Annotated in this window: 25 protein-coding genes; 15 read left to right on the forward strand and 10 right to left on the reverse strand. The window is 46.0% G+C overall.

The genetic code is table 11. The features are described from left to right. Nucleotides 1-150 precede the first annotated feature (150 nt). The 6 genes from FFM80_RS08730 to FFM80_RS08755 all read left to right on the forward strand — a co-directional run bounded on the left by FFM80_RS08730 (nt 151) and on the right by FFM80_RS08755 (nt 4,968). Nucleotides 151-483 carry an FMN-binding protein gene (locus FFM80_RS08730; RefSeq protein WP_137640437.1) on the forward strand — a complete coding sequence of 111 codons (333 nt, stop codon included), beginning with the start codon at nt 151-153 and terminating at the stop codon, nt 481-483. Nucleotides 484-589: 106 nt separating this feature from the next. Then, complete coding sequence (locus FFM80_RS08735) at nt 590-1,603, forward strand: hypothetical protein (protein ID WP_137640438.1); 1,014 nt, start codon at nt 590-592, stop codon at nt 1,601-1,603. A 60-nt stretch (nt 1,604-1,663) separates the two neighbouring features. Beyond that, on the forward strand, nt 1,664-2,785 hold the full coding sequence (locus tag FFM80_RS08740) for a YibE/F family protein (protein WP_379853080.1): 1,122 nt from the start codon (nt 1,664-1,666) through the stop codon (nt 2,783-2,785). Then, nucleotides 2,782-3,546 carry a YibE/F family protein gene (locus FFM80_RS08745; RefSeq protein ID WP_137640440.1) on the forward strand — a complete coding sequence of 255 codons (765 nt, stop codon included), beginning with the start codon at nt 2,782-2,784 and terminating at the stop codon, nt 3,544-3,546. Before FFM80_RS08740 ends, FFM80_RS08745 begins: the two co-directional genes overlap by 4 nt. A gap of 91 nt (nt 3,547-3,637) precedes the next feature. Next, on the forward strand, nt 3,638-4,201 hold the full coding sequence (locus tag FFM80_RS08750; protein WP_137640441.1) for a GNAT family N-acetyltransferase: 564 nt from the start codon (nt 3,638-3,640) through the stop codon (nt 4,199-4,201). Nucleotides 4,202-4,296: 95 nt separating this feature from the next. Beyond that, a complete protein-coding gene (locus tag FFM80_RS08755) occupies nt 4,297-4,968 on the forward strand; it encodes a histidine phosphatase family protein (RefSeq protein WP_137640442.1) in 672 nt (223 codons plus the stop codon). Nucleotides 4,969-5,205: 237 nt separating this feature from the next. Here FFM80_RS08755 and FFM80_RS08760 read toward each other — a convergent pair whose 3' ends face one another. The 4 genes from FFM80_RS08760 to asnB form a co-directional block, all read right to left on the reverse strand. Beyond that, on the reverse strand, nt 5,206-6,687 hold the full coding sequence (locus FFM80_RS08760) for a UDP-N-acetylmuramoyl-L-alanyl-D-glutamate--2,6-diaminopimelate ligase (protein ID WP_137640443.1): 1,482 nt from the start codon (nt 6,685-6,687) through the stop codon (nt 5,206-5,208). Between the two features lie 70 nt (nt 6,688-6,757). Further along, on the reverse strand, nt 6,758-7,867 hold the full coding sequence (locus tag FFM80_RS08765) for an acyltransferase family protein (RefSeq protein WP_379853081.1): 1,110 nt from the start codon (nt 7,865-7,867) through the stop codon (nt 6,758-6,760). A gap of 101 nt (nt 7,868-7,968) precedes the next feature. Beyond that, entirely contained in the window at nt 7,969-9,174 is a 1,206-nt protein-coding gene (gene dapG / locus FFM80_RS08770; RefSeq protein WP_137640444.1) for an aspartate kinase, read from the reverse strand. Nucleotides 9,175-9,178: 4 nt separating this feature from the next. Next, nucleotides 9,179-11,077, reverse strand: coding sequence for an asparagine synthase (glutamine-hydrolyzing) (gene asnB, locus FFM80_RS08775; RefSeq protein WP_137640445.1), 1,899 nt, complete (start codon nt 11,075-11,077; stop codon nt 9,179-9,181). Between the two features lie 530 nt (nt 11,078-11,607). On the opposite strand from asnB, the gene apf reads away from it, so the two are divergent. Next, complete coding sequence (gene apf, locus FFM80_RS08780) at nt 11,608-12,195, forward strand: aggregation-promoting factor (RefSeq protein WP_137640446.1); 588 nt, start codon at nt 11,608-11,610, stop codon at nt 12,193-12,195. Nucleotides 12,196-12,606: 411 nt separating this feature from the next. Here the strand turns inward: apf and FFM80_RS08785 are convergent, their stop codons facing one another. Beyond that, nucleotides 12,607-12,933 (reverse strand): AzlD domain-containing protein, encoded by a 327-nt coding sequence (locus tag FFM80_RS08785; protein WP_137640447.1) that lies wholly within the window; start codon nt 12,931-12,933, stop codon nt 12,607-12,609. Continuing rightward, nucleotides 12,926-13,630, reverse strand: coding sequence for an AzlC family ABC transporter permease (locus FFM80_RS08790; protein WP_137640448.1), 705 nt, complete (start codon nt 13,628-13,630; stop codon nt 12,926-12,928). Before FFM80_RS08790 ends, FFM80_RS08785 begins: the two co-directional genes overlap by 8 nt. A gap of 192 nt (nt 13,631-13,822) precedes the next feature. On the opposite strand from FFM80_RS08790, the gene FFM80_RS08795 reads away from it, so the two are divergent. Both FFM80_RS08795 and FFM80_RS08800 read left to right on the forward strand, forming a co-directional pair. Beyond that, complete coding sequence (locus FFM80_RS08795; RefSeq protein ID WP_137635565.1) at nt 13,823-14,041, forward strand: helix-turn-helix domain-containing protein; 219 nt, start codon at nt 13,823-13,825, stop codon at nt 14,039-14,041. Nucleotides 14,042-14,273: 232 nt separating this feature from the next. Further along, nucleotides 14,274-14,990, forward strand: a complete 717-nt coding sequence (locus FFM80_RS08800) for a MerR family transcriptional regulator (RefSeq protein ID WP_137640449.1) — start codon at nt 14,274-14,276, stop codon at nt 14,988-14,990. Between the two features lie 73 nt (nt 14,991-15,063). On the opposite strand, the gene FFM80_RS08805 is transcribed toward FFM80_RS08800, so the two are convergent. Beyond that, entirely contained in the window at nt 15,064-15,783 is a 720-nt protein-coding gene (locus tag FFM80_RS08805) for a DUF4811 domain-containing protein (RefSeq protein ID WP_137640450.1), read from the reverse strand. Beyond that, a complete protein-coding gene (locus FFM80_RS08810; protein ID WP_137640451.1) occupies nt 15,783-17,255 on the reverse strand; it encodes an MDR family MFS transporter in 1,473 nt (490 codons plus the stop codon). Before FFM80_RS08810 ends, FFM80_RS08805 begins: the two co-directional genes overlap by 1 nt. A 129-nt stretch (nt 17,256-17,384) precedes the next feature. Between FFM80_RS08810 and FFM80_RS08815 the strand changes: the two genes are divergently transcribed. Further along, nucleotides 17,385-17,837, forward strand: coding sequence for a MerR family transcriptional regulator (locus FFM80_RS08815; RefSeq protein ID WP_137640452.1), 453 nt, complete (start codon nt 17,385-17,387; stop codon nt 17,835-17,837). A 726-nt stretch (nt 17,838-18,563) separates the two neighbouring features. Here FFM80_RS08815 and FFM80_RS08820 read toward each other — a convergent pair. Next, the gene (locus tag FFM80_RS08820) at nt 18,564-19,121 is read right to left on the reverse strand and encodes a hypothetical protein (protein ID WP_137640453.1); all 558 of its coding nucleotides are present in this window, start codon (nt 19,119-19,121) and stop codon (nt 18,564-18,566) included. An 87-nt stretch (nt 19,122-19,208) separates the two neighbouring features. Between FFM80_RS08820 and FFM80_RS08825 the strand changes: the two genes are divergently transcribed. After that, nucleotides 19,209-19,859, forward strand: coding sequence for a Crp/Fnr family transcriptional regulator (locus tag FFM80_RS08825; protein WP_137640454.1), 651 nt, complete (start codon nt 19,209-19,211; stop codon nt 19,857-19,859). A gap of 36 nt (nt 19,860-19,895) precedes the next feature. Here the strand turns inward: FFM80_RS08825 and FFM80_RS08830 are convergent, their stop codons facing one another. Next, nucleotides 19,896-20,240 (reverse strand): hypothetical protein, encoded by a 345-nt coding sequence (locus FFM80_RS08830; RefSeq protein WP_137640455.1) that lies wholly within the window; start codon nt 20,238-20,240, stop codon nt 19,896-19,898. Between the two features lie 405 nt (nt 20,241-20,645). Here FFM80_RS08830 and FFM80_RS08835 point away from each other — a divergent pair, with 405 nt between their 5' ends. From FFM80_RS08835 to FFM80_RS08850, 4 genes are all read left to right on the forward strand, one after another. Continuing rightward, a complete protein-coding gene (locus FFM80_RS08835) occupies nt 20,646-21,293 on the forward strand; it encodes a metal-dependent transcriptional regulator (protein WP_137640456.1) in 648 nt (215 codons plus the stop codon). A 256-nt stretch (nt 21,294-21,549) separates the two neighbouring features. Beyond that, nucleotides 21,550-21,750 (forward strand): cold-shock protein, encoded by a 201-nt coding sequence (locus FFM80_RS08840; RefSeq protein WP_137617075.1) that lies wholly within the window; start codon nt 21,550-21,552, stop codon nt 21,748-21,750. 168 nt (nt 21,751-21,918) lie between these two features. Beyond that, complete coding sequence (locus FFM80_RS08845; RefSeq protein ID WP_137640474.1) at nt 21,919-22,662, forward strand: threonine/serine exporter family protein; 744 nt, start codon at nt 21,919-21,921, stop codon at nt 22,660-22,662. A gap of 13 nt (nt 22,663-22,675) precedes the next feature. After that, nucleotides 22,676-23,131 carry a threonine/serine exporter family protein gene (locus tag FFM80_RS08850; RefSeq protein WP_137640457.1) on the forward strand — a complete coding sequence of 152 codons (456 nt, stop codon included), beginning with the start codon at nt 22,676-22,678 and terminating at the stop codon, nt 23,129-23,131. The last annotated feature ends 162 nt before the right edge of the window (nt 23,132-23,293 follow it).

Consider the following 23,293-nt stretch of genomic DNA (forward strand, 5'->3'; position numbering starts at 1 on the left):
ACAGGACTGCCAATTTAACACCAACTGACACTAATTCCCGTTACCTATAAATCCATAGTAAAAACCAATCATTCCCGCCGCTAAATCCCGGCATGACCGTGTTAAGATAAACATGGAAGCGCTAACGAGATGTGAAAGGATGGGAGTAAAATGGCTAAATATCGAGCTGGTGCCTATAAAATCGTTGGTGACGGTTACTTGCATGATTTGCCGTTAACCATTTCTTTTTCAGCTGATCGGATTACCGGTATCAAAGTTAAGCCGGGGACCAAGCTTCACGGGTTAGAAAAGCAGGCGATTCCTAAGGTCGTGCATCGCATTTTGACTGAGCAGACCGTCGATATCGATGCCGTCACCGGTGCTACGGTAACTAGTGATGGCTTAGTCGATGCGGTGACCGATGTGATGGACGCCATGGATGCCGGTGCTGCACCGGATGGACCCGCAGAAGCTGATAATCAGCACCAAATTGAATCTGCATAAATTAAAGCGTTAACTAACGGCAATTCCGAGTAGGTTTTGTGCCGTCAGTTGACGCTTTTCTTGTTATAATTAATTTAATAGAAATTGCGGAAATGGGAGTGACATCATGCAAGTTGCTGGACAATTCTTGGCAACGGTCGGTTGGTTAGGTTTGGCGTTAATTGTGAGTGAACTGGTGGCGACTGGGATTTATTTGGTTGGCCAGTGGTTAGGTTATCGGTTAAGTGGCTCACAAGTGGTCCTAGTCGCTGGATTTCGCTATCAGCTTGCCCATGTCAATGGCCATTGGCACTGGCAACGACCGCTCACGAGTTATCCCCACTTAGTCGCCTTACCGCCAACCGATGCCAAACGCTTCAACTATGCCAGTATTTGTTTTAGTGGCGGGTTATTTAGCTTGTTGACAGTCATTATTAGTCTGGTGACGATGGCCCAAGTTACGGTAACGTTCAACTTGTGGTTGATGGTCGTAGTCATCTGGATTTGGGTCAACACGCTCAAAGCCGGGCAGTTATTGCCAATGATGCTGCATGGTCGACCAACCGGCGCGTTAGACTTTAAAACGGCGCGCGCTTCGAATGCCGCGTTAACGGCTGCTTACGTCACGCAACTAGCCGCGGCCACAACGGTGATGACAGGGAGCGTGGCAACTTTACCTGTGGACGCGATCTTGATGCCAACTGGTGGTGATCGGCAGAATTATTTAGTGGTTCGCCAAGCTTGGGTGACATTGCAATGGGGCCTGCAGCATGGGTTACAGTTGCCAGATTTATTGGCCGGCTTGGATCGGTTAGCCCCTAGCTTTAATACGTTGCCACCAGCGGATTTAGCCGTCTATCTGGATGCGACGATTTATTGGAATTTAATCGCTAATCGGCCGGGTGCGCAGCTTATTGGCTGGTATCAGGATGCGGGCGCGCAACGGTTACGCCAGCGTTATACCCCCTTAACGCAGTATAAGCTGCAAGCCGTGTATACTTGGCGAGTTGATCATCAAGCTGCGCCAGCCTTGGCCTTGATTGACCGTGGGCTGATTCAAGCTAAGCGGGTTGCCGCGACGACCGAGATCGAGTGGCTCAAAGCGTTACGTACGAAAATCCAAACTTCTGGTAAAGATTAGCTCACAACCAGCGCAACGGCCGTAACCCGTGCTATGCTGGGATTAGCTTAAGTGAGAAGGGTGAAAACAGTGAAGCAGCAAGTGAAACGCCACTGGGGATTATGGCTAACGATAATCGTCGTGGTGCTCGGATTGATTGGGGTCGGCTTGACCCGCTGGGATGCGCCGTTATACCAGCAGACGGTTGCCAAAGTAACGCAGGTTCAGGCGATTAATCGCAACAGTAGTACCGATGAGTTTCAGAACAAAGATGTGACTTATCAGCAAAACGTGACGGTGCGCATCTTGAACCATCGCCATCAAGGGCAGGTCTATCGGCTGCGTAATACGTATACTAAGTCGGGGGCGATGGATCAAGCTTATCGGGTCGGCGATCAAGTCTTTGTGCGGGTGCCGGCTGCCAAAAGCAGTTCGGTGACGATTCAAGGATTAAAACGCGATACCGCTTTAGCGTTTGTTGCGTGGTTAGCCTTAGCACTGTTACTTTTGATTATGCGGTTTAGCGGCTTAATGGCTTTATTGAGTGTCACGCTGAATGCGGTCCTCTTTTACGGAGCGATTCAGCTCGATCTAATGACGAACGGTGGTCACCTCTATTCACTATTCGGGGTGCTGGCGGTGATTTTTGCCGTATTAACACTTTGGCTCGTGCAAGGCTTTTCTCGCCAGATGCTGGTGACCCTTGGCGCGACCATTGCTGGGACTGGGATTGCGGTTGTGATTAGTCTGATTGTCTTTGCGGTGACGCATGAACGGGGCGTGACTTATGAAGCGATGCAATATGTGACCCAAGTGCCGCGACCGCTATTCTTAGTTGAAACGGTGCTCGGTTCTTTGGGTGCCGTGATGGATGAATCGACCGATATTGTGGCGTCGTTATTTCAACTTAAACAAGAACGACCGGACATTGCCCCTAATCAAGTGTTTAAATCAGGCTTGCAAATTGGCCATTCCATTATGGGCCCGTTAATTAATGTGCTCTTTTTGATCTTTATGGCGGATACCTTTGCGATGACGTTACTTTACTTACGTAACGGCAATAACTGGGGATATACCTTTTCGATGAATATGTCACTGGGCATGGTGCAGAGCTTGATCTCAGGGATTGGCATTGTCTTAGCGATTCCCGTGGCGAGCTGGTTGGCTAGTCGGTTATTACCCAGTCAGGAGGCGGCCGCATGAGTACGATTACGGTATTAGGTTTAGTCCTGTTTGCCTTGATGACGATTATTGGTGGTAAAACTGGTGCTACGGCATTTTTGAGCTTGATTTTTAACTTTGGCTTGCTCTTTTTAGCCGTTGTCTTGATTTCTTGGGGCTTTCCAGCAATGGGCGTCTCGCTGGTGATTGGGACGATCATTTTGGCCTTTACGATCTTCTTTGGTGAAGATAACGAGTTGGCGGCCAAAACAGCGTACATCGCCGCTTTAATTGTGATGGTAGCACTGATTCTAGTCATCTTTCCCGTGGAGCATTGGATTATGGCCCAAGGCTTTAGTCTGGAAGACAGTGAAGACTTGGAAGGCATGTCGCTGACGATTGGCGTGTCCTTTGTTGGGGTCGCTGTTACCGAAGCAATCTTAAGTACGCTAGGGGCGATTGCTGAAGCAAGTATTGCGATTGCGGCGGGGCTAAGTGAAATTATCGAACAGCATCCGCACGTCACGACTGCGCGACTATATATTGATGGCATTAGTATCGGTAAGCAGATTATTGGGACAACATTCAACACGCTATTTTTCGGCTTCTTCGGCGGTTTTCTAGCCCTATTTATTTGGTTCTCCGGTCTGCATTATTCATTTGGCAGTGTGATTAATAATAAAATATTTGTTGCCGAAGTACTCATGGTTTTGTTCTCATTAATTGGGGTTATTTTGACGGTGCCAGTCACGACTTGGGTGATGACGTTGGAACATCGGCACGTCGCAAAGCAACAAGATTGACGATACTTAGCGAAATTTGATACGATAAGTCCTGAGTGAACTTAAAAAGATAATTTAAATTATAAAAATAATGATGAAGGAGTGTTAAAGTATGGAGATTCGACAAGCACAACCAGATGATGCCACGCAAATTGCCCCGTTAATCGGGATGATTTATCGTGATATGGAGATGCCGATTTTGCGGACTGTCTCGCGGGCTGATTTGTTAGCGATGCTAACCAATTTGTACGAAAAAAAGGAAAACCTAACCGGAGTAGCGCAGACGTTTGTGGCTGCTAAAGGCGCCAAAGTATTCGGGGTGGCGTTCGGTCATCCAGCCGAAAATGAAATTAAGGTTAATCAATTGCTGCAACAAGTTTCGGCGGCACAACCGGGGTTCCCAGGACCCTTAGTCTTAGGCGGTGAAAGCCAACCGGGTGAGTGGTATTTGAGTATGTTGGCGGTTGATCCGAAGACGCAGGGGCAAGGAATCGGTAGTCAGTTATTGGATGCATTGCCTAAGTTGGTTGCCCCACAAGGCGCGGCCAAGTTGAGCTTAAACGTGGATGATGGTAATCCCGGTGCTGCTAAGTTATATCGGCGGCAAGGCTTTGAAAAAGCCGGTGAATTGACGATTGGGATTCATCCGTATGCGCATATGATTAAAGCAATTTAGTGAGAAAAGTCTGAGGCGATGGCCTTAGACTTTTTTTATCCGGTGAGAACGGGTAAACTTAACGTAGCAATTAAGTTAGGAAGGATGCTTAACCCATGCAAATTTACTTTGTGCGACATGGTCGTACCCAATATAACCTTGAACATCGATTCCAAGGTGGTAATTCTGATTCACCTTTATTAGCGAGTGGTATTGCTGGCGGCAAAGCAGCCGGCCGGCGACTGCAAGCCATCGACTTCGCGCAAGTTTACAGTAGTCCGCAAAAGCGGGCACTGGATACGGCCAAGTATATCGTGGCTGAAAATCAGTGGCAGCCAACGATTCAGATTGAACCGCGTTTACGGGAGTTTAACTTTGGGACTTGGGACGGCTTACGAGAAGGCGATGTGCAACCGAAATCGCAAATGGAACTACTGCTCCATCATCCAGCGCAATATCAGCCAGAACTAGCAGGGGAAGGTGAAAGCTATGCGGCATTTGTTGAGCGGACAACCGCTGCAGTTCACGATGCGGTGACTTTGGCAGGTGTTGATAATCCCAAGCCAATCTTAATGGTATCTCACGGGTTGGTAACCACGATGACCATCAAAGCGTTATTAGGCATTCCGGTGGCTGAGTTTCGTGATCCATTGGTCATTAATGGCCATGAATTGCCAACGATTGGGCATGGCATTGTCGATAACGATAGCTTAACAATTGTGAAAACCACCGATAATCAACAGTTTGAGATTGAAACTTGGAATGAAACGGACTTTTTGGACCATTAATCGAAACATGCCACGATAACCGGAATTAGTTATCGTGGCATGTTTTAGTTTGTAGTCAAAAGTGGTGACTTCGAAGGCTCCAACAGCCATCAGAGTGATCAGCAACTGGAGACGTTAATTCAGATTGAGATTGGGACTAGTATTTTGGGCATAAAGCGGTTTGTGAGCTGCCTAAAATCTAAAAAAGGATTGCTAACAGCTCTTAAACTGGCGTAGTTAGCAATCCTTTTTTAACAGTTAATCAATCGTTGGTTTTAAAGCTAAAGCTTTGGCAGCTTCTTCGCTGTCATCAAAATGGTGCTTGGTCCGACCGAGAATCTGATAATCTTCATGTCCCTTACCGGCGATTAGAACGACATCACCAGGTTGAGCCTGCGCAATGGCGGTCGCAATCGCTTCATGGCGGTCAACGTAAACGGGGACATTAGCATCGGGTACGCCAGCGACCATATCTTGTAAGATCATCTCAGGATCTTCCGTCCGGGGATTGTCGGAAGTGAAGATTGGCTTAGTACTGCGATCAACCGCAATTTTAGCCATCTTCGGCCGTTTACCTTTATCCCGGTCACCACCACAGCCGACGACGCAATAAATGTCTTTTTTCGCGAAATCTTGAATAGTTTCTAAGGCGTTTAATAGGCCATCGGGTGTGTGGGAGTAGTCGACAATGACACTGACACCCGTGTGTGATGGCACTGCTTGGAAGCGACCCTTGACCCCGGTAACTTTTTCTAAGGACGCAATAATTTGATCCTCAGGAATACCGCTTGCATAGGCCGCGGCGAATGCCGCCAACATATTGTAGACGTTGAATTGGCCAATCAGTTGCATCGTCACATGGGTCACATGACCGAACACCGATAGATCAAATTCAGTGCCATGACTGTGGATTTGCACGTTTTGCGCGTTGATCATCGCATCGGGCTTTAAGCCAAAGGTCAAGACGTGTGCCGCGGTGTACTGTTCGAATTCCCGCCCAATGGGATCGTCAGTGTTTAAAACGGCAACTTTTTCAGTCCCGTTAGCGCCGTATTTGTTGCCGAGTTGGGCGAACAACATGGCCTTGGCTTCAGCGTAGTTGGCCATCGTCTTATGAAAGTCTAAGTGGTCTTGCGTCAAGTTGGTGAAGACGGCAATATCGTAATCGATTCCCCAAACACGACCTAGCACTAAGGCAATCGAGGAGACTTCCATGGCAACGGTGTTTACTTGGGCATCCCGCATGGCGGCTAAGGTTCGTTGAGTGGTGATGGCATCTGGTGTTGTGTTGGCAGTTGGAAATTTGTTATCTTTAATTTTACGATACATCGTTCCAATCAAGCCAGTTGCTTGATGTTGGTCCCGATAAATTTGTTCGATCAGGTGGGTCACGGTTGTCTTGCCATTGGTCCCAGTAACACCGATCATCCGCATCTTTTGACTCGGTGCGCCGTAAAAGACATCGGCTAAAATAGCCATCGCCCGTTCAGTATTAGCTACATAAATGACCGGTACCGTCACGTTAATTGGTTTTTGAGCAACGATGATTTTCGCACCGGCTTGGACGGCTTGATCGACCAGCGTATGGCCATCGACGTGGTAACCATCGACGGCGATGAACATGGCGCCGGGTTTGATTTCGCGAGTATCTTGGGTCAACATAGTGACGTCAAAGTCAGTCGTTAACGCGGGTGCAACGCGTTTGAATTTTAAACTATTAATTAATTGACTTGCTTTCATAAATAGATACGTCCTTTTCAATAAATGTCGTAATTTACTCTCTTTAGAATACATGCAATTCGCTGAAAAGTCACTGTTTGTGAGAATTTTCTAACGGCTGTTTGAGCATTGACCAGCCCCAATGCAAGCCGAACGCCGTGGCAAACGACGCTAGCCAAGTGAGTAAGTAGGTAAGACTAATTAACCAGATGGGGCGTTGGCTAAATGTTGGCGCCATCCAGGTCCAAAACACCTGTAACCAGAAGACATTTGCCAGGTAAGCACGATAGGCGTAAGTGGCCAGCCAATGAATGAGTGGTAGACTAGCGGCTTGGCGCTGTAACTGATGCGTGGCCAACCAAGCAATGAGCCCGATAACCAGCAGGGCGTAGATGGTCATCAACGGTTGATAATAAGGCGCGTTACTGAGCTTGACCGGCGTGCCGAATTGGGCGAATTCCCAATTGATGCTAATTAGACTGAGTAAATAAGCCCCCGCCAGCCACCAACGCCAACGTTGCAACCAAGCGGTCACTGACGATCGGTATTGCCAAGCCAGCCCGCCAAGTATCGCGTACGGTAAGAAACTAATAAAGACACGATCCAATAAGTACCACGTTTGCGATTGGGGGCCCTGCCAAACCGCAATATCATACCAGGTTAACCAAGCCAAGTAACCAAGTGTTACTTGGCTGAGTGTCAGCCAAAGCCGTCGCGGTTGCGTCAGTCGCCGGAATAAGTACCAGAATAGCGGCATGAGGATAATAAATTGCAACATCATGGTGTTATACCACAAGTGCGGTGCCGCATTACCGTTGATCAATTGCCAGCTAAAGCTAAGCGCGTCGTGATAAGGCTGATGCTGTTGTAAGTTGGGCATCGCGAATAGGTAGACCAGTGTCCAGCCAATCGTTGGGAAGAATAGTGCGGACCATTGTTGGCGTAAATAATGTGGATAAGCGGTTAACTGACTGGGATAAGTCTGGCGGTTAGTCGTGTAGAAAATGCCAAAAATAAACACGGGTGCTGTGAATTTAACAAGATTATAAGTAAACCCAATCCCACGTTGAACTGGCAGACTGGGGTGGGTCGTTAGTCCGAAAGCTAGAACCGTTTGTAGCATGACCGCTGTACAAGCAGCAACTTTCATAAAGTCGCCGACATCAGCGGTCGGAGTTTTAGTTGGTTGAATAAGCGTCACCTTCAATATTTCCAATATAGCACATTTAGGTCGTTAGCCAAAAGTACGCTGTGTATCTAAAAAAGCCGCCAGACAAAATAATCTGGCGGCTCATTAATGGTTTAATCATCGATACCTAAAAAGGCATCATGTAACGCATTCATTGCAACTTTTAAATCAGCGGCTTTAACTAAGACCCAAATGGTGGTATAGCTATCAGTCGATTGTAAAATGTCGATATGCTGGGCACTTAAGGCCGTCACAATCTTAGCGGTCACACCGGGCGTCCCGGTAATGCCGGCCCCAACAACGGAGACTTTGGCACAGTCGCCAATGGCTTGGCAGTGGACATGTGCCTTGGTCAATAAGGCCTTGGCAACTTTGGCATCACCATTCACTAGGTTGAAGACCACTTGGTGTTGAGTGATGTTAATAAAGTCAACGCTCAACCCGTGGGCGGCCATGAGTTCAAAGATTTCACTGGAACTCAACGTATCCGTTGGGACGGTGAACTGGGTCAGCCCAGTCTGATGGGCAATCCCAGTGACCGTCCGGTAGTGTTCAATCTGGGTGGTGGTGCGGTCGGTAACCAAGGTTCCGAGTTCATCGGGCGCTTGGTAAGTTGATCGAATCCGCATTGGCACGTGTGCTTGTTCGGCGATCTCCACGGCCCGGGGGTGAATGACTTTTGCCCCTTCATGTGCCATGTTGGCTAATTCTTCATAGCTAATAGCTTTAATGAAGCGCGCATGAGTAACCAAGCGGGGGTCAGCGGTCATCATCCCGTTGACATCCGTGAAGATATCGACGCGTTTGGCTTTAAACGCCGCCCCTAGAATGGCTGCGGACGTATCGGAACCGCCGCGGCCAATCGTCGTGATATGGCCAGATGCGGTGGCACCTTGAAAGCCGGTGACAACGACCACATCGGCATCGTCGAAAGCGTCATTGATGGCTTGCGGTTTGACCCGTAAAATCTTGGCGTTTTGGAATTCATCACTGGTGACAATGCCGGCATCTTGGCCGGTCATCGCCACGACGTTTAAGCCTTGTTCGCGAGCTAGTTCTGTAAAGACGGCAGTCGAAATCGTCTCACCAACGGAAACGAGCATATCTAATTCCCGGTTGGTTAGCCGTGATTGTTCCCCATGTACTAACCCCAGTAAGGAGTCGGTCGCATAGGGCGCGCCTTTACGACCAATCGCCGAAACGACCACAATGACTTTATCGCCTTGGTCGACGGCGTATTGGACGTGGCGAAGCGCTTGTTTGCGCGCGGCATCGTCTTTAACGGACGTCCCGCCAAATTTTTGCACGATAATTTCCATGATTTTACTCCTCGATGGCACTGGCATGCGCATTAGCGGTCGGACTATCCATTAAGATATCGTCTTCCACGTAGATCTTGTGCCACATCATAAAGGTTAAGACGGTCCATAACTTCCGGGAATTGTCACGAACACCGTCACGATGATCAGAGAGCAACTTCAAGAAGTAAGCTTTATTAAAGTATTGATCCGTCTGCGAGCTTTTAATGATGTTTTCAGCCCAGTCGTACATTTCATCTTTTAGCCAGAAGCGAATTGGTACTGGGAAGCCGAGCTTTTTGCGATGTAAGACATGTTCTGGCACCACATCTTCGACAGCTTTGCGCAAGATATACTTGGTTGTGCCGTGACTAATGCGTAAGTCCGCTGGAATCTCGGCGGCCAAGTTGTAGACTTCGCGGTCCACAAAGGGGGTCCGGAGTTCCAAGCTATGGGCCATTGTGGTCCGATCAGCATTATGCAAGAGGTCACCGTTTAACCAAGTGTGCATATCGATGAATTGCATCCGGCTGATTGGATCGTAGTCGACGGATTCATCGTAAAATGGTTGGGTAATCGACTGGAACGGATGGTTGCGATTGTAGTCTTTAATGAATTTTTGTTTTTCATCTTCACCGAAGATAAAGGCATTCCCAACGTAACGATTCTCAAGCGGCGTGGTTCCCCGTAGTAAGAATGAACGACCGCGCATACCTTCTGGCATCATTAAACCAATCTTCTTGAGCGCGCCATTGATTGGTTTCGTATAACGGAACGGCTTCAATGATTCGGGTTCATGATAAATGGTGTAACCACCAAAGAGTTCGTCGGCGCCTTCGCCAGTTAAGGCGACTTTGACGTGTTTACGAGCTTCTTTGGCTAAGAAGTACTGCGGCACAGCGGCCGGGTCAGCCAACGGATCATCCATACTCCAGACGAAGTGCGGAAAGGCCTTCATGAAGGCTTCCGGCGTAATCGTCATACTGTGGTTCTTAACGCCTAAGACTTGGGCTGTTTCTTGGGCAACATCTAATTCGCTATAACCTTCACGCTCAAAGCCGACCGAGATCGTTTCGAGGTTTGGATTGTAGTTCTTAGCAATGGCGACAATGATCGAAGAATCGATCCCGCCAGATAAGAAGGAGCCCACTGGGACGTCCGAACGCATGTGAATCTTAACTGAGTCAAAGAGCGCGTCTTTAATCTTTTGCGCATATTCGGCTTCCGTCCGTTTAACGGGGTGGAATTCACGATGGTAGTAACGGTTGACTTGAGGTGCGGCACCTAGCTTCTTCGTTAAAGAACAGCCGGGGGCTAGCATTTTGATTTCTTTAGTTAACGTCTCAGGTTCTGGGACGAATTGGAAGGTCATGTAATCTTGCATGGCATTCTTATCAAAGGTCTTATCCTTCAGAATCTTGTAGATGGCTTTGCTTTCAGAGGCGTAATAGAAATTATCGTCTTTGATGGCATAGTAGAATGGCTTGATTCCGAATTGATCGCGGGCAGCGAACAAGGTTTGTTCCTGCTTATCCCAAATGACAAAGGCAAACATGCCGCGTAAATATTTAGTGGTGTCTTGTTTGTATTTGGCATACATGGCTAAGATGACTTCTGAATCAGAACTGGTCTTAAATTCATAGCCTTCTGTTTTTAATTGTTCCCGTAATTCAACATAGTTATAGATTTCACCATTAAAGGTCATCCAGTAACGTTCGTTGTCGTAGGAAAGGGGTTGATGCCCACCTTCCAAGTCAATAATACTCAAGCGTCGGAACCCCATTGTAATGTGGTCGTCAGCAAAATAACCGTCGTCATCGGGACCCCGATGGACAATCATTTTTGTCATTTCGTGGATGGTCTGATCGTAAGCCGCGTTATCCGCTTTGGTTCGATCTGTTAAGCAACCAGCAAAACCGCACATGTCTGTTCATCTCTCAATCTGTAAAGTTTAAGTTAATTCCTACTATAGTATGAATACTCAGGTTTCGTTGCTAAAGTTACTTGATTTCACCGGCTAAGTAAAGCTTTTAACGGTTTTATAATGGTTTCTTATCGAAAATTTGGTTTAAAATCGATATTTTTTGGTAATTAACCATTTCTTAAGCGATAATTTAGCAGTCAAATGAGACCTGCTGAGTATACTTTAATTATTATACTTGGTTTACTAGCCAAGATAAAGCCATTCCGGTTATTCAATCGCTTTCAGTTTGACGAAAATGTGAAAGAAACTGGTTCGCTTTCTGAAAAATAACCCGCTGATTCCGGCTTGAATATTACAAAATATTACAAAATTGGCCTTATGTTACAGAAAACCGGTCAAATCGTAATAAAACTGCTATTGCACTGTTACATCCAGCCGGTATACTTAGCTCCTGTTGTTAAGCGCGGCGATCAAATGGTCATACCCGCTTTATCGAAACTTACCCAAATCACAGGAGTGAAGAAATTTATATGAAGATTAAGAGTTTACTATTATCAACCGTAGCTGCAGCTGGCTTATTTGTTTTCAGTGCTGCCGCAGTCAATGCCGACACCGTTACTGTTAAAGCCGGCGATACGGTTAGTTCAATTGCTAACGCCAACAATACGACGATCTCAGCAATTGAATCAGCTAATTCTTTAGCGAACGTTAACTTAATTTACGTTGGCCAACAATTAGAAGTTAATGGATCAACCACTCAAGCTTCGTCAAATAACCAAGCAACTACGACGACGGCAACGACGACTAGTCAAGCAACAACGGCGAACACCACCCCAGCTGCTGCAACGACTACGACGACCAACAACGCCTCAAACTACTCAGCAACAACGAGTGGTTCAGATGGTTCTGCGAAAGCTTGGATTGCCAACAAAGAATCCGGCGGTTCATACAGCGCTCGTAATGGTCAATATATCGGGAAATACCAATTAAGCTCATCATACTTGAACGGTGACTACTCAGCTGCTAACCAAGAACGCGTTGCAAACAACTACGTTTCATCACGTTACGGTTCATGGTCAGCTGCCCAAGCGCATTGGCAAGCTAACGGCTGGTATTAAAAAGAGTGCGAGCTGGGGCGTTCAGCTGCTGAGCATAGCCTAGCTAGTCAATGGCTCGGTGAACTTTCCGAGTGATTGACTAGCGTAGCTAAGCGGAAGCCGCTGCCCCAGGGAACACGTTTCAGCCAAATTCAAACAAAACCAAAGCAACGCTAAGTCAAAAAAAGATCCAGTTTTCGTTAAAAAACGAAGGCTGGATCTTTTTTCTACTATATTAATAGTACGCTTGGTGCTAGCTGGCTTAAATTGCCACGCTGGTTGGCTCAGAATCGGTTGGAACGTGGTCGTGTGTGCCTGAATATCCCGCGAGGAAGCTATTGGTTACAGTATTATATAGCTTGGCCAGGACTCATCAGGTTAGCGATTGGCATGTCGATAATGTAGTTGAAGCGTGATTGTAATCGAGCGATATTAGCCCCAACCAAGTAACCGAATGGCAGCCATGGCAAGCACCCCTGTAATAACTACGGCTAGTAGGCTCTTAGTGAGCACGCCGGCAACGATTGCTGGGATGGACGCGTAGATATTTTCTAGATTAAAGCCGGGCCAATGTCCAGCGTGGTAGATGAGTAAACTTTCAATAAAGATGGCGGTCATAATGGCGACTGGGACGAATGACAGAAAGTTAATTAACCAACGGGGGACCGTTAAGTTCTTAATAATGGCAAATGGTACGACACGGGATAGCCAGGTGACGAGGCCGGCTAGTAAGATCGTGATTAGAATATAATTAGTCATGCGGACTCACCGCCATTCCAAAGCCGCAGCCTAAGAGCGTCGCAAGGAGTAAGGCGATGTTACCTGGGAACCAGCGCATTAAGAAATACATGGTGATTGCAACAAAGATGACAACTAATAATTGCAATTTGATTGGTTTACTGCGATCAGTGATCATTTGTAAGTATAATAGGCCAATAAACATCCCAACGACGGCGAAATCTAAACCAAATTGATTTGGATCGGTAATAAGATGACCTAGGAGACAGCCCACGACAGTTGCTAACGCCCAGATAGCATAGGCTAATAAGTTGGCACCGTGTAGCCAGTTAGGTTTTAGCCGGTGGTCGGTCTGATTTAGCTTATTCATGCTCAAGGCAAAGGTCTCATCGGTCAATAATGAGCCAATTCCAATATTATTTAGTAAGGAATCTTGCTTAAAATATTGGGCTAGTGACATGCTCATGAGAATCATCCGAGAATTAATGAGAAACGTTGAGAGGACGATGGCGGATATTGGACTACCAGCCAGCAGCATACTAATGATGATAAACTGGGCGGAACCCGCGTAAACAATGAGCGACATGAGTAAAACGGCAAGCACTGACAGGTGGCTCGTATTGGCTACGATGCCCATCGCTAAGCCAACCCCGATATAACCAAAAAGTGTTGGAATGACGTCTTTTAAACCACTGCGAAAAGTTAGGTCAGCATTCATAATTGTTGGGGTCACCTCACATTCAAAATTTTTAAAACTGATAAATAATAGTGTACACTTTTTGGTGAAAACAGTGAAGATTATTATCATATCATTTTAATAAAGTTGCCAGAAAATTATTGCTTGCATTTCGTAAGCGGGGGGCGTAACATAAGCTCATTGAAATTTTGAAAGGACAAATGGTGAGAGAAAATGACTCTGGAACAATTAGCAGCCCAAAGCGGGGTCGCTGCTGATAAAATCGTGGCATACACCAAGGCAGGTTTATTACCTTGTAAAGATGAACATGCAACATTTAGTGCCGACGATCAATATTGGCTAGATATGGTCAATTGCTTCTTAGAAAATGGCTCATCCGTTGAGGACTTAAAAGACTTGATGCCACTTTGTGAACAGTGTGCCGTCAGTTAGTTCAATATTAGGATTTGTAAATAAGTGACGCGGTTTAGCTGGAATTTTTCAGTTAGACCGTGTTTTTGTATTGGTTGGCAATCGATAGCGGTTGAGTTGTCCATGGCGTCCGGTGTCAATTGCCCGGGAAATATTGTGACTCGGCAAGTATAACTTTCTTCGCAATAATCGCAGAAAGGGCTTGCTCATGACGCAACGTCATCCGCTATAACTAACGGTGGAGGTGGAAGTCATGTCTGAATATACGACTGGTGAGTTAGCTAAGTTGGCCCAAGTCTCGGTACGCACGATTCAATATTATGATCAACGTCAACTATTGCGGCCGACTACCACAACAGCTGGTGGGCGGCGATTGTATACGGCGGCAGATTTGGATCGACTAAAGTTGATTCTGCTGTTAAAAGGACTGGGGTTATCTTTGAAGGCCATTCAGGCCGTTTTGGCCAGTGATGAAGCCACGGCCGTCTTACACGGCTTACTGCAAACGCAAGTAGCAAAACTACAAGCTCAGCAAGCAACAGCAACGCAGCAACTAGCTCAAATCAATCAACTGCAAGCTGGCTTAGACGAACTGACTAACGTGCCAATTAAATCCATTACGGACATAACACAGTTAATGACTAATCAACAGGGATTACAGCGCGTTCATTGGCGGTTAGTAGTGGGTGGCATTTTGTTGGATATTTTAGAATTGACGACTTTAATTTGGGGCGTTGTCCGGGGACAGTGGTGGCCGTTTGGGGTAGCGGTACTGTTTGCCGTTATCGGGGCAGCTGGTTTAGTCTATCATTACTTTGGCGCCGTTAATTATCGGTGTCCGCATTGTCAAACGGTCTTTAAGCCGACATTGTGGGCAGGTATTTGGGCGCGACACACGTTAAAGACGCGGCGCTTGATCTGTCCTAACTGTCATGAACGTCATTTTTGTATCGAACAGTTTAAGTCGTAAAGGACAGTCAAAAAGCGCCCGTCGTAATCAGTTTCGATTACGACGGGCGCTTTTAGCGTTAGGTCACGGTGGCCTATTTACTAGTTTTGACTTGTTGAAGCATACTTTGCATGGCTTGCGCTTGGAATCTAGCGGCCGCAGCCTTTTCAAGTTTTGCTAGTTGGGCTTTTGACAATGACGGATTTTTCATCATAGCGGCCTTAACTTCATTACCCACGTAAACTTTAGCGCGTGATTTCAAGGTCTTGGCTTGTTGTTTAGCGAGTGTGCTGAGCTTTTTGGCCTGCGTCGTACTTAAAACGACCCAATTCTTCTTAATGTAGAAGGTATTGTGATGACTGACTAATTCGTGGTCGTTGTCAGCAATCCCAAACCAGAACTTAGCAGCCTGACTTTTATAAGTCCAGCGTGTTGTTTTAGTCACTAACTTGGTGGCGCCAGTGGTCCGCTTGACTTGATTCGTGGTCTTGATGCTAGCGGCAGTATGACTGACTTTCTTTTGATCAGTGGTCTGCTTATAAATATAGACCCGATTTTTATCGGCGGTCCCAACCGATTGGTACAGTAATAAGTCCATTTGATCACTACCAGCGGATTTTAAAGGCGTGGTTTTGGTCGTGGTGACTTTTTCCATGCCGTAGTGGGCACTGTCATTGCGGACGACTAAGACTAGTGAAGCGACGAGCGCAATTCCAAAGATAGCTGTCAAGGTCAGTCGCATAGTTGATTGACGCATATAGACGAAGGTTAAGAATAACGCAAGCGTACTAAGTACTAATAAGACGAGAATCATTAGTTGTTAGCCCCCTTTGTAACTGGTTTAACTGAATGTTGTTTGTCTTTCATGAAGAAGGCAACAACGAGACCAACGAGACAGAAGGCCACGGCCACGTAGAAAGCCGCGTGATACCCATTTAGAGTGGCATCAAAGTATTGGTCTTTGTAGCCAAGTGGGTTGCGCTTGATCAAACTATGGGCTGGCGCTTGTGACGTGGTGACGTTGGACAAGACTGACGTTAAGATGGCGGTCCCGATGGAACTAGCCACTTGGCGAATGGTGTTGTTGACAGCTGTCCCATGACCCATCATATCAACAGGCAAGGCGTTCATCCCGGCAGTCGTGGCGGGCATCATAACCATCGAAATTCCGAACATCCGTAAGGCATATAAGACGACGATATAAATCGTGGCCGTATCACGGGTGATAAAGATGAAAGGAATCGTCCCGGCAGTTAATAAGAACATCCCAAGGGTGGTCAGACGTTTAGCGCCGAAGCGGTCAAAGGCCCGCCCGGTAATGGGACTCATAATCCCCATCATTAAAGCACCGGCGAGTAAGGTTAACCCAGACTGAAACGCTGAGAACCCATGAATGATTTGCAAGTACAATGGAATAACCATTTCGGCGCCGACCATAGCCATGTTGGTCACCGAACTTAAAACGGCAGCGACCGTGAATTCAGAGTGTTTGAAGACCCGGAATTCCAAGAATGGTTTTTCCATGGTTAATTGACGCCAGACGAATAAGACAATCATGACGACCCCAATGATTAAGGTGGTCAAGACTTTAACAGATGTCCAACCATCATCCCCAACTGAGGAGAAGCCGTAAAGTAAGCTCCCAAAACCTAGTGTGGACATCCCTAAGGAAAGGAAGTCGAGCTTGGGTTTCGAGGTTTCTAAGACATCGGCCATAAAGAATAGCCCGGCAATCAAGACGACGGCGACGATTGGGATAATTAAACCGAACAAGTCACGCCAGCTTAAGTTATCGATGACCCACCCGGATAAGGTGGGGCCAATCGCTGGGGCTAGGCCGATAACGATACCGGCCATCCCCATGGCAGCCCCCCGTTTATTCGCAGGGAAGATGGTTAACATGATCGTTTGTAGTAACGGCATGGTGACCCCAACGCCCATCGCTTGGATTAACCGTCCAGCGAGTAGGAATTGGAAGTTTGGTGCTGTAAAACAAATGATGGTCCCAATTTCGAAAATGGTCATCGCTGATAAATATAACCATTTGGTACTGAAACGAGTACTGAGCCAAGCACTAACGGGAATCATGATCCCGTTGACTAGTAAGAAACCAGTCGTTAGCCATTGGACGGTAGAGGTTGTAATGTCGAAAGCCTTCATTAAGGTTGGAAAGGCCGTCGTTAAAATCGTTTGGTTAAGGACTGTACAAAATGTCCCGATTAGTAAAATTGCAATGAGTAAGCCGCGTTTGTACGGTTTCCCATTGGTATCAACAGTGGTTGACAAGTGAATCCCTTCTCTCTAAAAAACTACGTTGTCTAATATAAGCCGATTAGCTATTAATGTCAACAAACTTGACATTAATGTTAAAAAATATATACTAAATATTGGAAATCTAAGAAAAGAGGTTATTTCGTGAACAATCAAGACGAGGTATTCTTTAAAAAATTAAAATCGCAAATTAACAAGCATAAATTTACCGTCGGTATTAGTGATCTGGCCAAGACAACGGGGGTTTCGCAGACTCAGCTACGTTATTGGGAACAAAAAAATTATATCCATAGTGAAACGACCACTGAAAAAAATAGTGCACATCGGTTTTCATACGGCACGTTAATGCGGGTTCATTGGATTAAAGCGATGCTCGATGAAGGCTTTACGTTGGCCGCTGCCACCCAAAAGGCGAGTGCCCATAAGAAGCAAATGGAAATGATGCGAATCTTTATGATTAATGCGTTTCAAGGCATTGAAGAACGCGAGGGCCACCATATGTTGAATCTAGGGTATTTTGACGAGGCGCAAACGCAGTGCTTGTACTGCTACATCGCGGATGGCGAGCCCCATTATCGAGTTTATCCGGTGAAATAAGTAAAGCGACACTAGCTTCTGGCTTGTGAAACCGGTTAATTAATGGTAGATTTAAGACGGTAAGAGTCGGTAAGTCACCGGACAAACAAGTTTTCCGCTTGTCAATCGATCTTATGGCTGGATTGACTGTTGTCATGTTGGTCGTGTTTTGAAGTTTAGCTTTGCAAAGAGATTTACAACAGAGCGCGAAACAGCGCTGAGAGATGCCTGGCTTAGACCAGGTAGTGATCGTGCATAAAACAACGTGTAATAGAATTCTAGAAGTAGTGTTCCATTGCCCGGTGATGATTCTTACCAGTAGGACCCAAGTGATGCGGGAAAGCTTGGGTCTTTTTTTGTATAGTGAGAGCGCTGACGGGTTGCACCTGAGCATTGCCTAGCTAAGTCAATTATGCGGTGATTTTCCGCATGGTTGACTTGGCGTAGCAAGCGGAAGGTGCAGTCAGGGCGAACACGTTTCGGCTAGCAGAATAGGTAATGCAGTTTTGGCATTGTGCTGATAGCGTAGCAAGCGCAGTCTTCAGTTGGCCCGAACACGTTTCGACTAGCAAGATAGAAAGAGGGTCAATTATGCGGTGATTTTCCGCATGGTTGACTTGGCGTAGCAAGCGGAAGGCGCAGTCAGGGCGAACACGTTTCGGCTAGCAAGATAGAAAAAAGCGCTAAACAACTAATCAAATTAAAGCGTTTGATTAATCGTTTAGTGCTTTCTAGTAATTATCAGATTTAGTTAACTAATTCAATCTTGCCAACCGCAATGGGTAAGGTCACATGCGTTGAATAGTGACCCACTGCGCCGGCGACCGTGTCGGGTAAGACGACATCATCGGTGACACCGTGAACGTAAATAACGCGTTTGTCCAAGGCTAAGTCACTGTCATTGAAAGTAGCTTTAAATTTGGCATCCAATTCAGCTAATGGGACCACTTTAGTGTAGGCAAAGTGGCCATTGGCGTCAGCAACCGGATAATCATCATGAGGAATGTTCATTTTGTGTGGCGCATTATCTAGTGGCACCATCGTTGTTCCTGAAACTGCACCAGTTTCGGGAAGGTCAACGAAGCCGTCGTGATTAACATCTTGCGCGCTCGTGGCGATTTCGGCTGGCCGATTATCTGGGAAGCCATGGAAATGTTCCCAGTGTTGGATGTTTGCTGGGGTATCGAATAATTCTAAGTTAATCGTCAAGTTAGCACCATTTTCAATCAATACGGCCTGACCATGGGCGGCCGTACCAATGGCATTAGCATTTAGTGGGACAAGTTCTGCACGATAGATTTTCATAAGTTCAAAGCCTCCATTAGTTGATACCTTTAGTGTATACTAAGTTTACCGGTTAAAAATTGATAATTATCAAGAAAAGGTGGGAATATGTCACATTCAGCGTTTAGATGTGTGCAAGCAGCCCCAATCTTCAAGGGATTGGCAGATTCGGATATTCGGGAATTAGTCAAAGTTTCGGTTCATCAGCAGTTATTCAAACGAGGAACCCAGCTGTATGCGCCAACGACACCACTAGAGCGGATGTTGATTGTGGATCAAGGCCGGGTGAAAGTTTATCAGCTCAATGCCAATGGTAAAGAAAAAGTGCTCTATATGTTGCGGTCAGGGGCCATTGATAGTGAGGCGGCGTTATTTGCGCGGCGGCAACATTTTAATTATGCTGAAGCCGTTGAAGATACGTGGATCTGTTCAATTGGCCGGGCTGACTTCCAAGATTTGATGCAACGGGTCCCGCAAGTGGCGTTGAACTTGTTGAACATTTTAGGGGATCGATTGACGGCTTTAGAATCGGTCAGCGCGCTCACTGGTAATTTAAAGTCGAAAAATCGTATTTTAGTTTACTTGCAGCAAGTCGCTCAAGAACAACAGGCGAATCCATTTGAATTGCCAGAAAAGAAAAAAGAACTCGCCAGCTTTTTAGGCATTACGCCAGAAACGTTGAGCCGCCAACTAAGCCAGTTAGTGGCGGAAGGATTGCTTAAAATCAATGGTCGCCAGATTACGATTACCGAAAAATGAGGTCGAACCGAATTGGCCCGACCTCATTAGCTTAAATTAAGATTTAGAAACTTGGGCAAAGTGACTGGCATACCATTCGTCCCAAGTCTGAGCGGGATTGCCACTTTCAAAGTAAGGTTGATCTAACTTGTCAATCAGGTTCAAGTAATCTTGGTAGGAAAAGTCAACACTATCAGTGATGCGTTGATCTTTAGTCATAAAACGGGATAAGTTCAAATGTTCGTTGATGTCGGTCATATAGTTGACAACCGGATAATTGGACATGAGTTCGAGATTATTAGCATCAAAAAGACGTTGATAAAACGCCGCAAAGGCTTCAACGGCTTTGTGTTGCAAAGAATCATTTAATTGGGTAATGGATAATTGAGCATCATCATTCACGATGCGGTTCCTCCTTAGTATTGACGCAAGCTACCGGTAAAATTCAAGAAATTTAAAACGGTTGCAACCAAAAGCAATTGGTTTGCGCTACAATTTAATTATGGCACGATGATTACTAAGCTGCAAGCGTGTTAGCTGAATTAGTCAGGCGGTTTAATAATTAAATTAGTTGGTTCAGTTATGAAGGGGACTAGGCCATTTGGCGGTAGGTGTTTGATGCTAGTCAATTTTGTTGTCAATCTGCTGGTTAAAGTAAATGGTCGTTAGTTTTTTAATGGCGAGCGGACCAGAGTAACAAGTTTAATCTTAACCAGTATCAGTAGCAAAAAAAGTGTAAATGTAGTACGATAATTGCACTATCATTTAAAATGGCGATTTATTAATTAGTTGAGGTGACGGATATTCATGACCCCCATGAAGGAAGATTATTTAAAAATTATTTTCGAACTTGGCGGTACAAAGAAGAAAGTGTCCAATAAGCAGATTGCGCTTAGTTTGGACATTGCGGCTGGTTCTGTAACGGAAATGGTCGGTAAGCTAGTGCAAGAAGGGTTAGCCAAGCATACCCCTTACGCTGGTATTTCATTGACTAAAAAGGGCATTCGCTATGCGGAGACTTTAGTCCGGAAGCATCGTATCTGGGAAGATTTCTTAGTTGATAAGTTAGGTTATGATTTACCAGATGTGCATACGGAAGCCGAAGTCTTGGAACACGTGACGAGTGAACGCTTAGTTGATTCACTAGAAGATTTCTTGGATCATCCGACGCATTGTCCTCATGGTGGGGCGATTCCTGATAAGGATGGTCATTATACTGAAGATAGTCATGTGGCGTTGGCTGATACTGAAGACGGTCAAGCCGTAGTGATTGAACGGTTCATTGATAACCATGATTTATTGGTTTATTTACACGATATTCAATTGAAGATTGGTCAAGATGTGACCGTAATCAAGCACGATCCGTTTGAAGGACCGGTGACGATTGAAGTGAAAGCAACTGGGCAGCAGGTTCCAGTGAGCTACAAAGCGGCCCATAATATATTTGTTAAGTAGCGTCAATTATTCATACCATCCTGAACAAACTGTGTAAAAATGGCGTTGATATTCTGCTTTTTTTATCCAGTTATAAAGAATTTTAGGGAATTCGTCGGATTCGCTATCCTTTTCGATAACAATATGCTACAATTACTCTTGTAGCTTGGTTAGGTAATTTTGGTCAGATCGTTTCAATAAACTATCCCCAATTTGCACCGAATCATGATATACATCAATTTATATGTGCAAAAAAGCACTAGGAGGATTTTTTATTATGGAACATGGAACAGTTAAATGGTTTAACGCCGATAAAGGTTTTGGTTTTATCACTCGCGAAAACGGTAGTGATGTATTCGTACATTTCTCAGCTATCCAAGAAGACGGCTTCAAGACTCTTGAAGAAGGCCAAGCTGTATCATTCGACGTTGAAGAAAGCGATCGTGGCCCACAAGCAGTTAACGTTACAAAAGACTAATTAACAGCTTAAACGGCTAACTCCTACTTTATAGGAGTTTCGGAAAATCGACTGACGAAGGAAACTTCGTTAGCCGATTTTTTTTTGCTTTTTTAGCGGTTTAGGGTAGGCGGCTGACGGTTTTTAGCTTAAAGTTAAAGTATTAAAAAGTAGGGGGCCAGTCGGATGATGACCACGGATGAACTAATTATTGCGACTTGTTTAAAAGCCGGTAAGATTATGGTTGAAAATGGGTCTGAAATTTCACGGGTCGATGATACGATGATTCGGATTGCCCAAAATGCTGGTGTCGTACAAGCGAACACTTACGTGACGATTACCGGGGTGATGATGTCGATTCAAGGGCGGAATGCCACCCAGATTGCTGCGGTCAACAAGCGCACAATTGATTTGGAGAAAGTCGCGCAAGTTAATCAGCTTTCACGGGCCTTTGCGGATCAGACCATTGATTTGCCGACGTTGCATCAGCGGCTAAGTCAACTAGATCAGGCGTCGCGTTCATTTCCACTCTGGCTGCAACTGGTTGGAGCGGCACTAGTCAGCGGACCGTTGATGATCATGTTTCGGCACGAAGTCGAAAACACTTGGCCAACGGTTGTGATTGGGGTTGTGGGTTACTTAGTCTTTTACTTATTGAACCGTTATTTAAAAATTAAATTTTTAAGTGAGCTAGTTGCCGCATTAGTGATTGGGGTCGCAGCTGAATGGCTCGTCCAGCTGGGCTGGGGGACTAATGTGGATGATATTATTATCGGGGCGTTGATGCCGCTAGTGCCCGGGGTGCCGTTGACGAACGCGGTACGCGATATTTTAGCAGGTAATTTTGTGAGTGGTCCGGCGCGAGCCGTCGAAGCGATGATTAGTGCGGCGGCGCTCGGTTTTGGAATTGCCGTGGTCATTACGCTTTTTTAAAGGGGGAAACACCATGAATTGGTTTGGTCAGCTCGTGTTAGCCTATATTGCTGTTCTTGGCTTTGGCCTGATTATTAATATTCCACGGCGGGCCCTCAATATTGCCGGTTGGATTGGGACCCTAACTTGGGGAGCCTACTTGATTGTGCAAGCTTTTGACGGCGGGGTCGTTTTGGGTAGTTTTATCGGGTCAGTCGGCATCGGCGTGTTGAGTAATTTAGCGGCGCATTATAAAAAGATGCCTTCAATAATTTTTAACATTCCCAGTCTGGTTTCGTTCGTGCCCGGAAGCCAAGCCTATCAAATGGTGCGTAACTTTGCGTTAGGCAATTATCGGGCCGCCATCGGCTTTACGTTGCAAGTTGTGACGATTACGGGGGCAATTGCGGTTGGCTTCTTGGTTGCCGAGTTAGTTAATCGGTTAATTGCTTTTTGTTTGTTACAATGGCGGCGATTTAAATTGTTATAGGTGCGACGCTTGGTACTAGTTGGCTTAAATTTTCACTCTGGTTGGTCCAGAATCGGCTGGAACGTGGTGGCCACGTTTTCGAGCCATAGTGCGGTCTCGAAAGCCGGTCTTTCACTAAGTCGGAAAATCATCGACTAAGTGAAACGACACCACTGAGCCAAT

The sequence above is a fragment of the Lactiplantibacillus dongliensis genome (assembly GCF_005405105.1).
GTDB lineage: Bacteria > Bacillota > Bacilli > Lactobacillales > Lactobacillaceae > Lactiplantibacillus > Lactiplantibacillus dongliensis.

What these genes read in the sequence shown, in the direction of transcription:
- FFM80_RS08835 (WP_137640456.1), top strand. Translation starts at nt 20,646, where the DNA reads ATGACCCCCATGAAGGAAGATTATTTAAAAATTATTTTCGAACTTGGC.
- FFM80_RS08850 (WP_137640457.1), top strand. Translation starts at nt 22,676, where the DNA reads ATGAATTGGTTTGGTCAGCTCGTGTTAGCCTATATTGCTGTTCTTGGC.
- FFM80_RS08755 (WP_137640442.1), top strand. Translation starts at nt 4,297, where the DNA reads ATGCAAATTTACTTTGTGCGACATGGTCGTACCCAATATAACCTTGAA.
- FFM80_RS08840 (WP_137617075.1), top strand. Translation starts at nt 21,550, where the DNA reads ATGGAACATGGAACAGTTAAATGGTTTAACGCCGATAAAGGTTTTGGT.
- FFM80_RS08805 (WP_137640450.1), bottom strand. Translation starts at nt 15,783, where the DNA reads ATGATTCTCGTCTTATTAGTACTTAGTACGCTTGCGTTATTCTTAACC.
- asnB (WP_137640445.1), bottom strand. Translation starts at nt 11,077, where the DNA reads ATGTGCGGTTTTGCTGGTTGCTTAACAGATCGAACCAAAGCGGATAAC.
- FFM80_RS08785 (WP_137640447.1), bottom strand. Translation starts at nt 12,933, where the DNA reads ATGACTAATTATATTCTAATCACGATCTTACTAGCCGGCCTCGTCACC.
- FFM80_RS08800 (WP_137640449.1), top strand. Translation starts at nt 14,274, where the DNA reads ATGTCTGAATATACGACTGGTGAGTTAGCTAAGTTGGCCCAAGTCTCG.
- apf (WP_137640446.1), top strand. Translation starts at nt 11,608, where the DNA reads ATGAAGATTAAGAGTTTACTATTATCAACCGTAGCTGCAGCTGGCTTA.
- FFM80_RS08790 (WP_137640448.1), bottom strand. Translation starts at nt 13,630, where the DNA reads ATGAATGCTGACCTAACTTTTCGCAGTGGTTTAAAAGACGTCATTCCA.
- FFM80_RS08760 (WP_137640443.1), bottom strand. Translation starts at nt 6,687, where the DNA reads ATGAAAGCAAGTCAATTAATTAATAGTTTAAAATTCAAACGCGTTGCA.
- FFM80_RS08730 (WP_137640437.1), top strand. Translation starts at nt 151, where the DNA reads ATGGCTAAATATCGAGCTGGTGCCTATAAAATCGTTGGTGACGGTTAC.
- FFM80_RS08845 (WP_137640474.1), top strand. Translation starts at nt 21,919, where the DNA reads ATGACCACGGATGAACTAATTATTGCGACTTGTTTAAAAGCCGGTAAG.
- FFM80_RS08795 (WP_137635565.1), top strand. Translation starts at nt 13,823, where the DNA reads ATGACTCTGGAACAATTAGCAGCCCAAAGCGGGGTCGCTGCTGATAAA.
- FFM80_RS08745 (WP_137640440.1), top strand. Translation starts at nt 2,782, where the DNA reads ATGAGTACGATTACGGTATTAGGTTTAGTCCTGTTTGCCTTGATGACG.
- FFM80_RS08820 (WP_137640453.1), bottom strand. Translation starts at nt 19,121, where the DNA reads ATGAAAATCTATCGTGCAGAACTTGTCCCACTAAATGCTAATGCCATT.
- FFM80_RS08735 (WP_137640438.1), top strand. Translation starts at nt 590, where the DNA reads ATGCAAGTTGCTGGACAATTCTTGGCAACGGTCGGTTGGTTAGGTTTG.
- dapG (WP_137640444.1), bottom strand. Translation starts at nt 9,174, where the DNA reads ATGGAAATTATCGTGCAAAAATTTGGCGGGACGTCCGTTAAAGACGAT.
- FFM80_RS08825 (WP_137640454.1), top strand. Translation starts at nt 19,209, where the DNA reads ATGTCACATTCAGCGTTTAGATGTGTGCAAGCAGCCCCAATCTTCAAG.
- FFM80_RS08750 (WP_137640441.1), top strand. Translation starts at nt 3,638, where the DNA reads ATGGAGATTCGACAAGCACAACCAGATGATGCCACGCAAATTGCCCCG.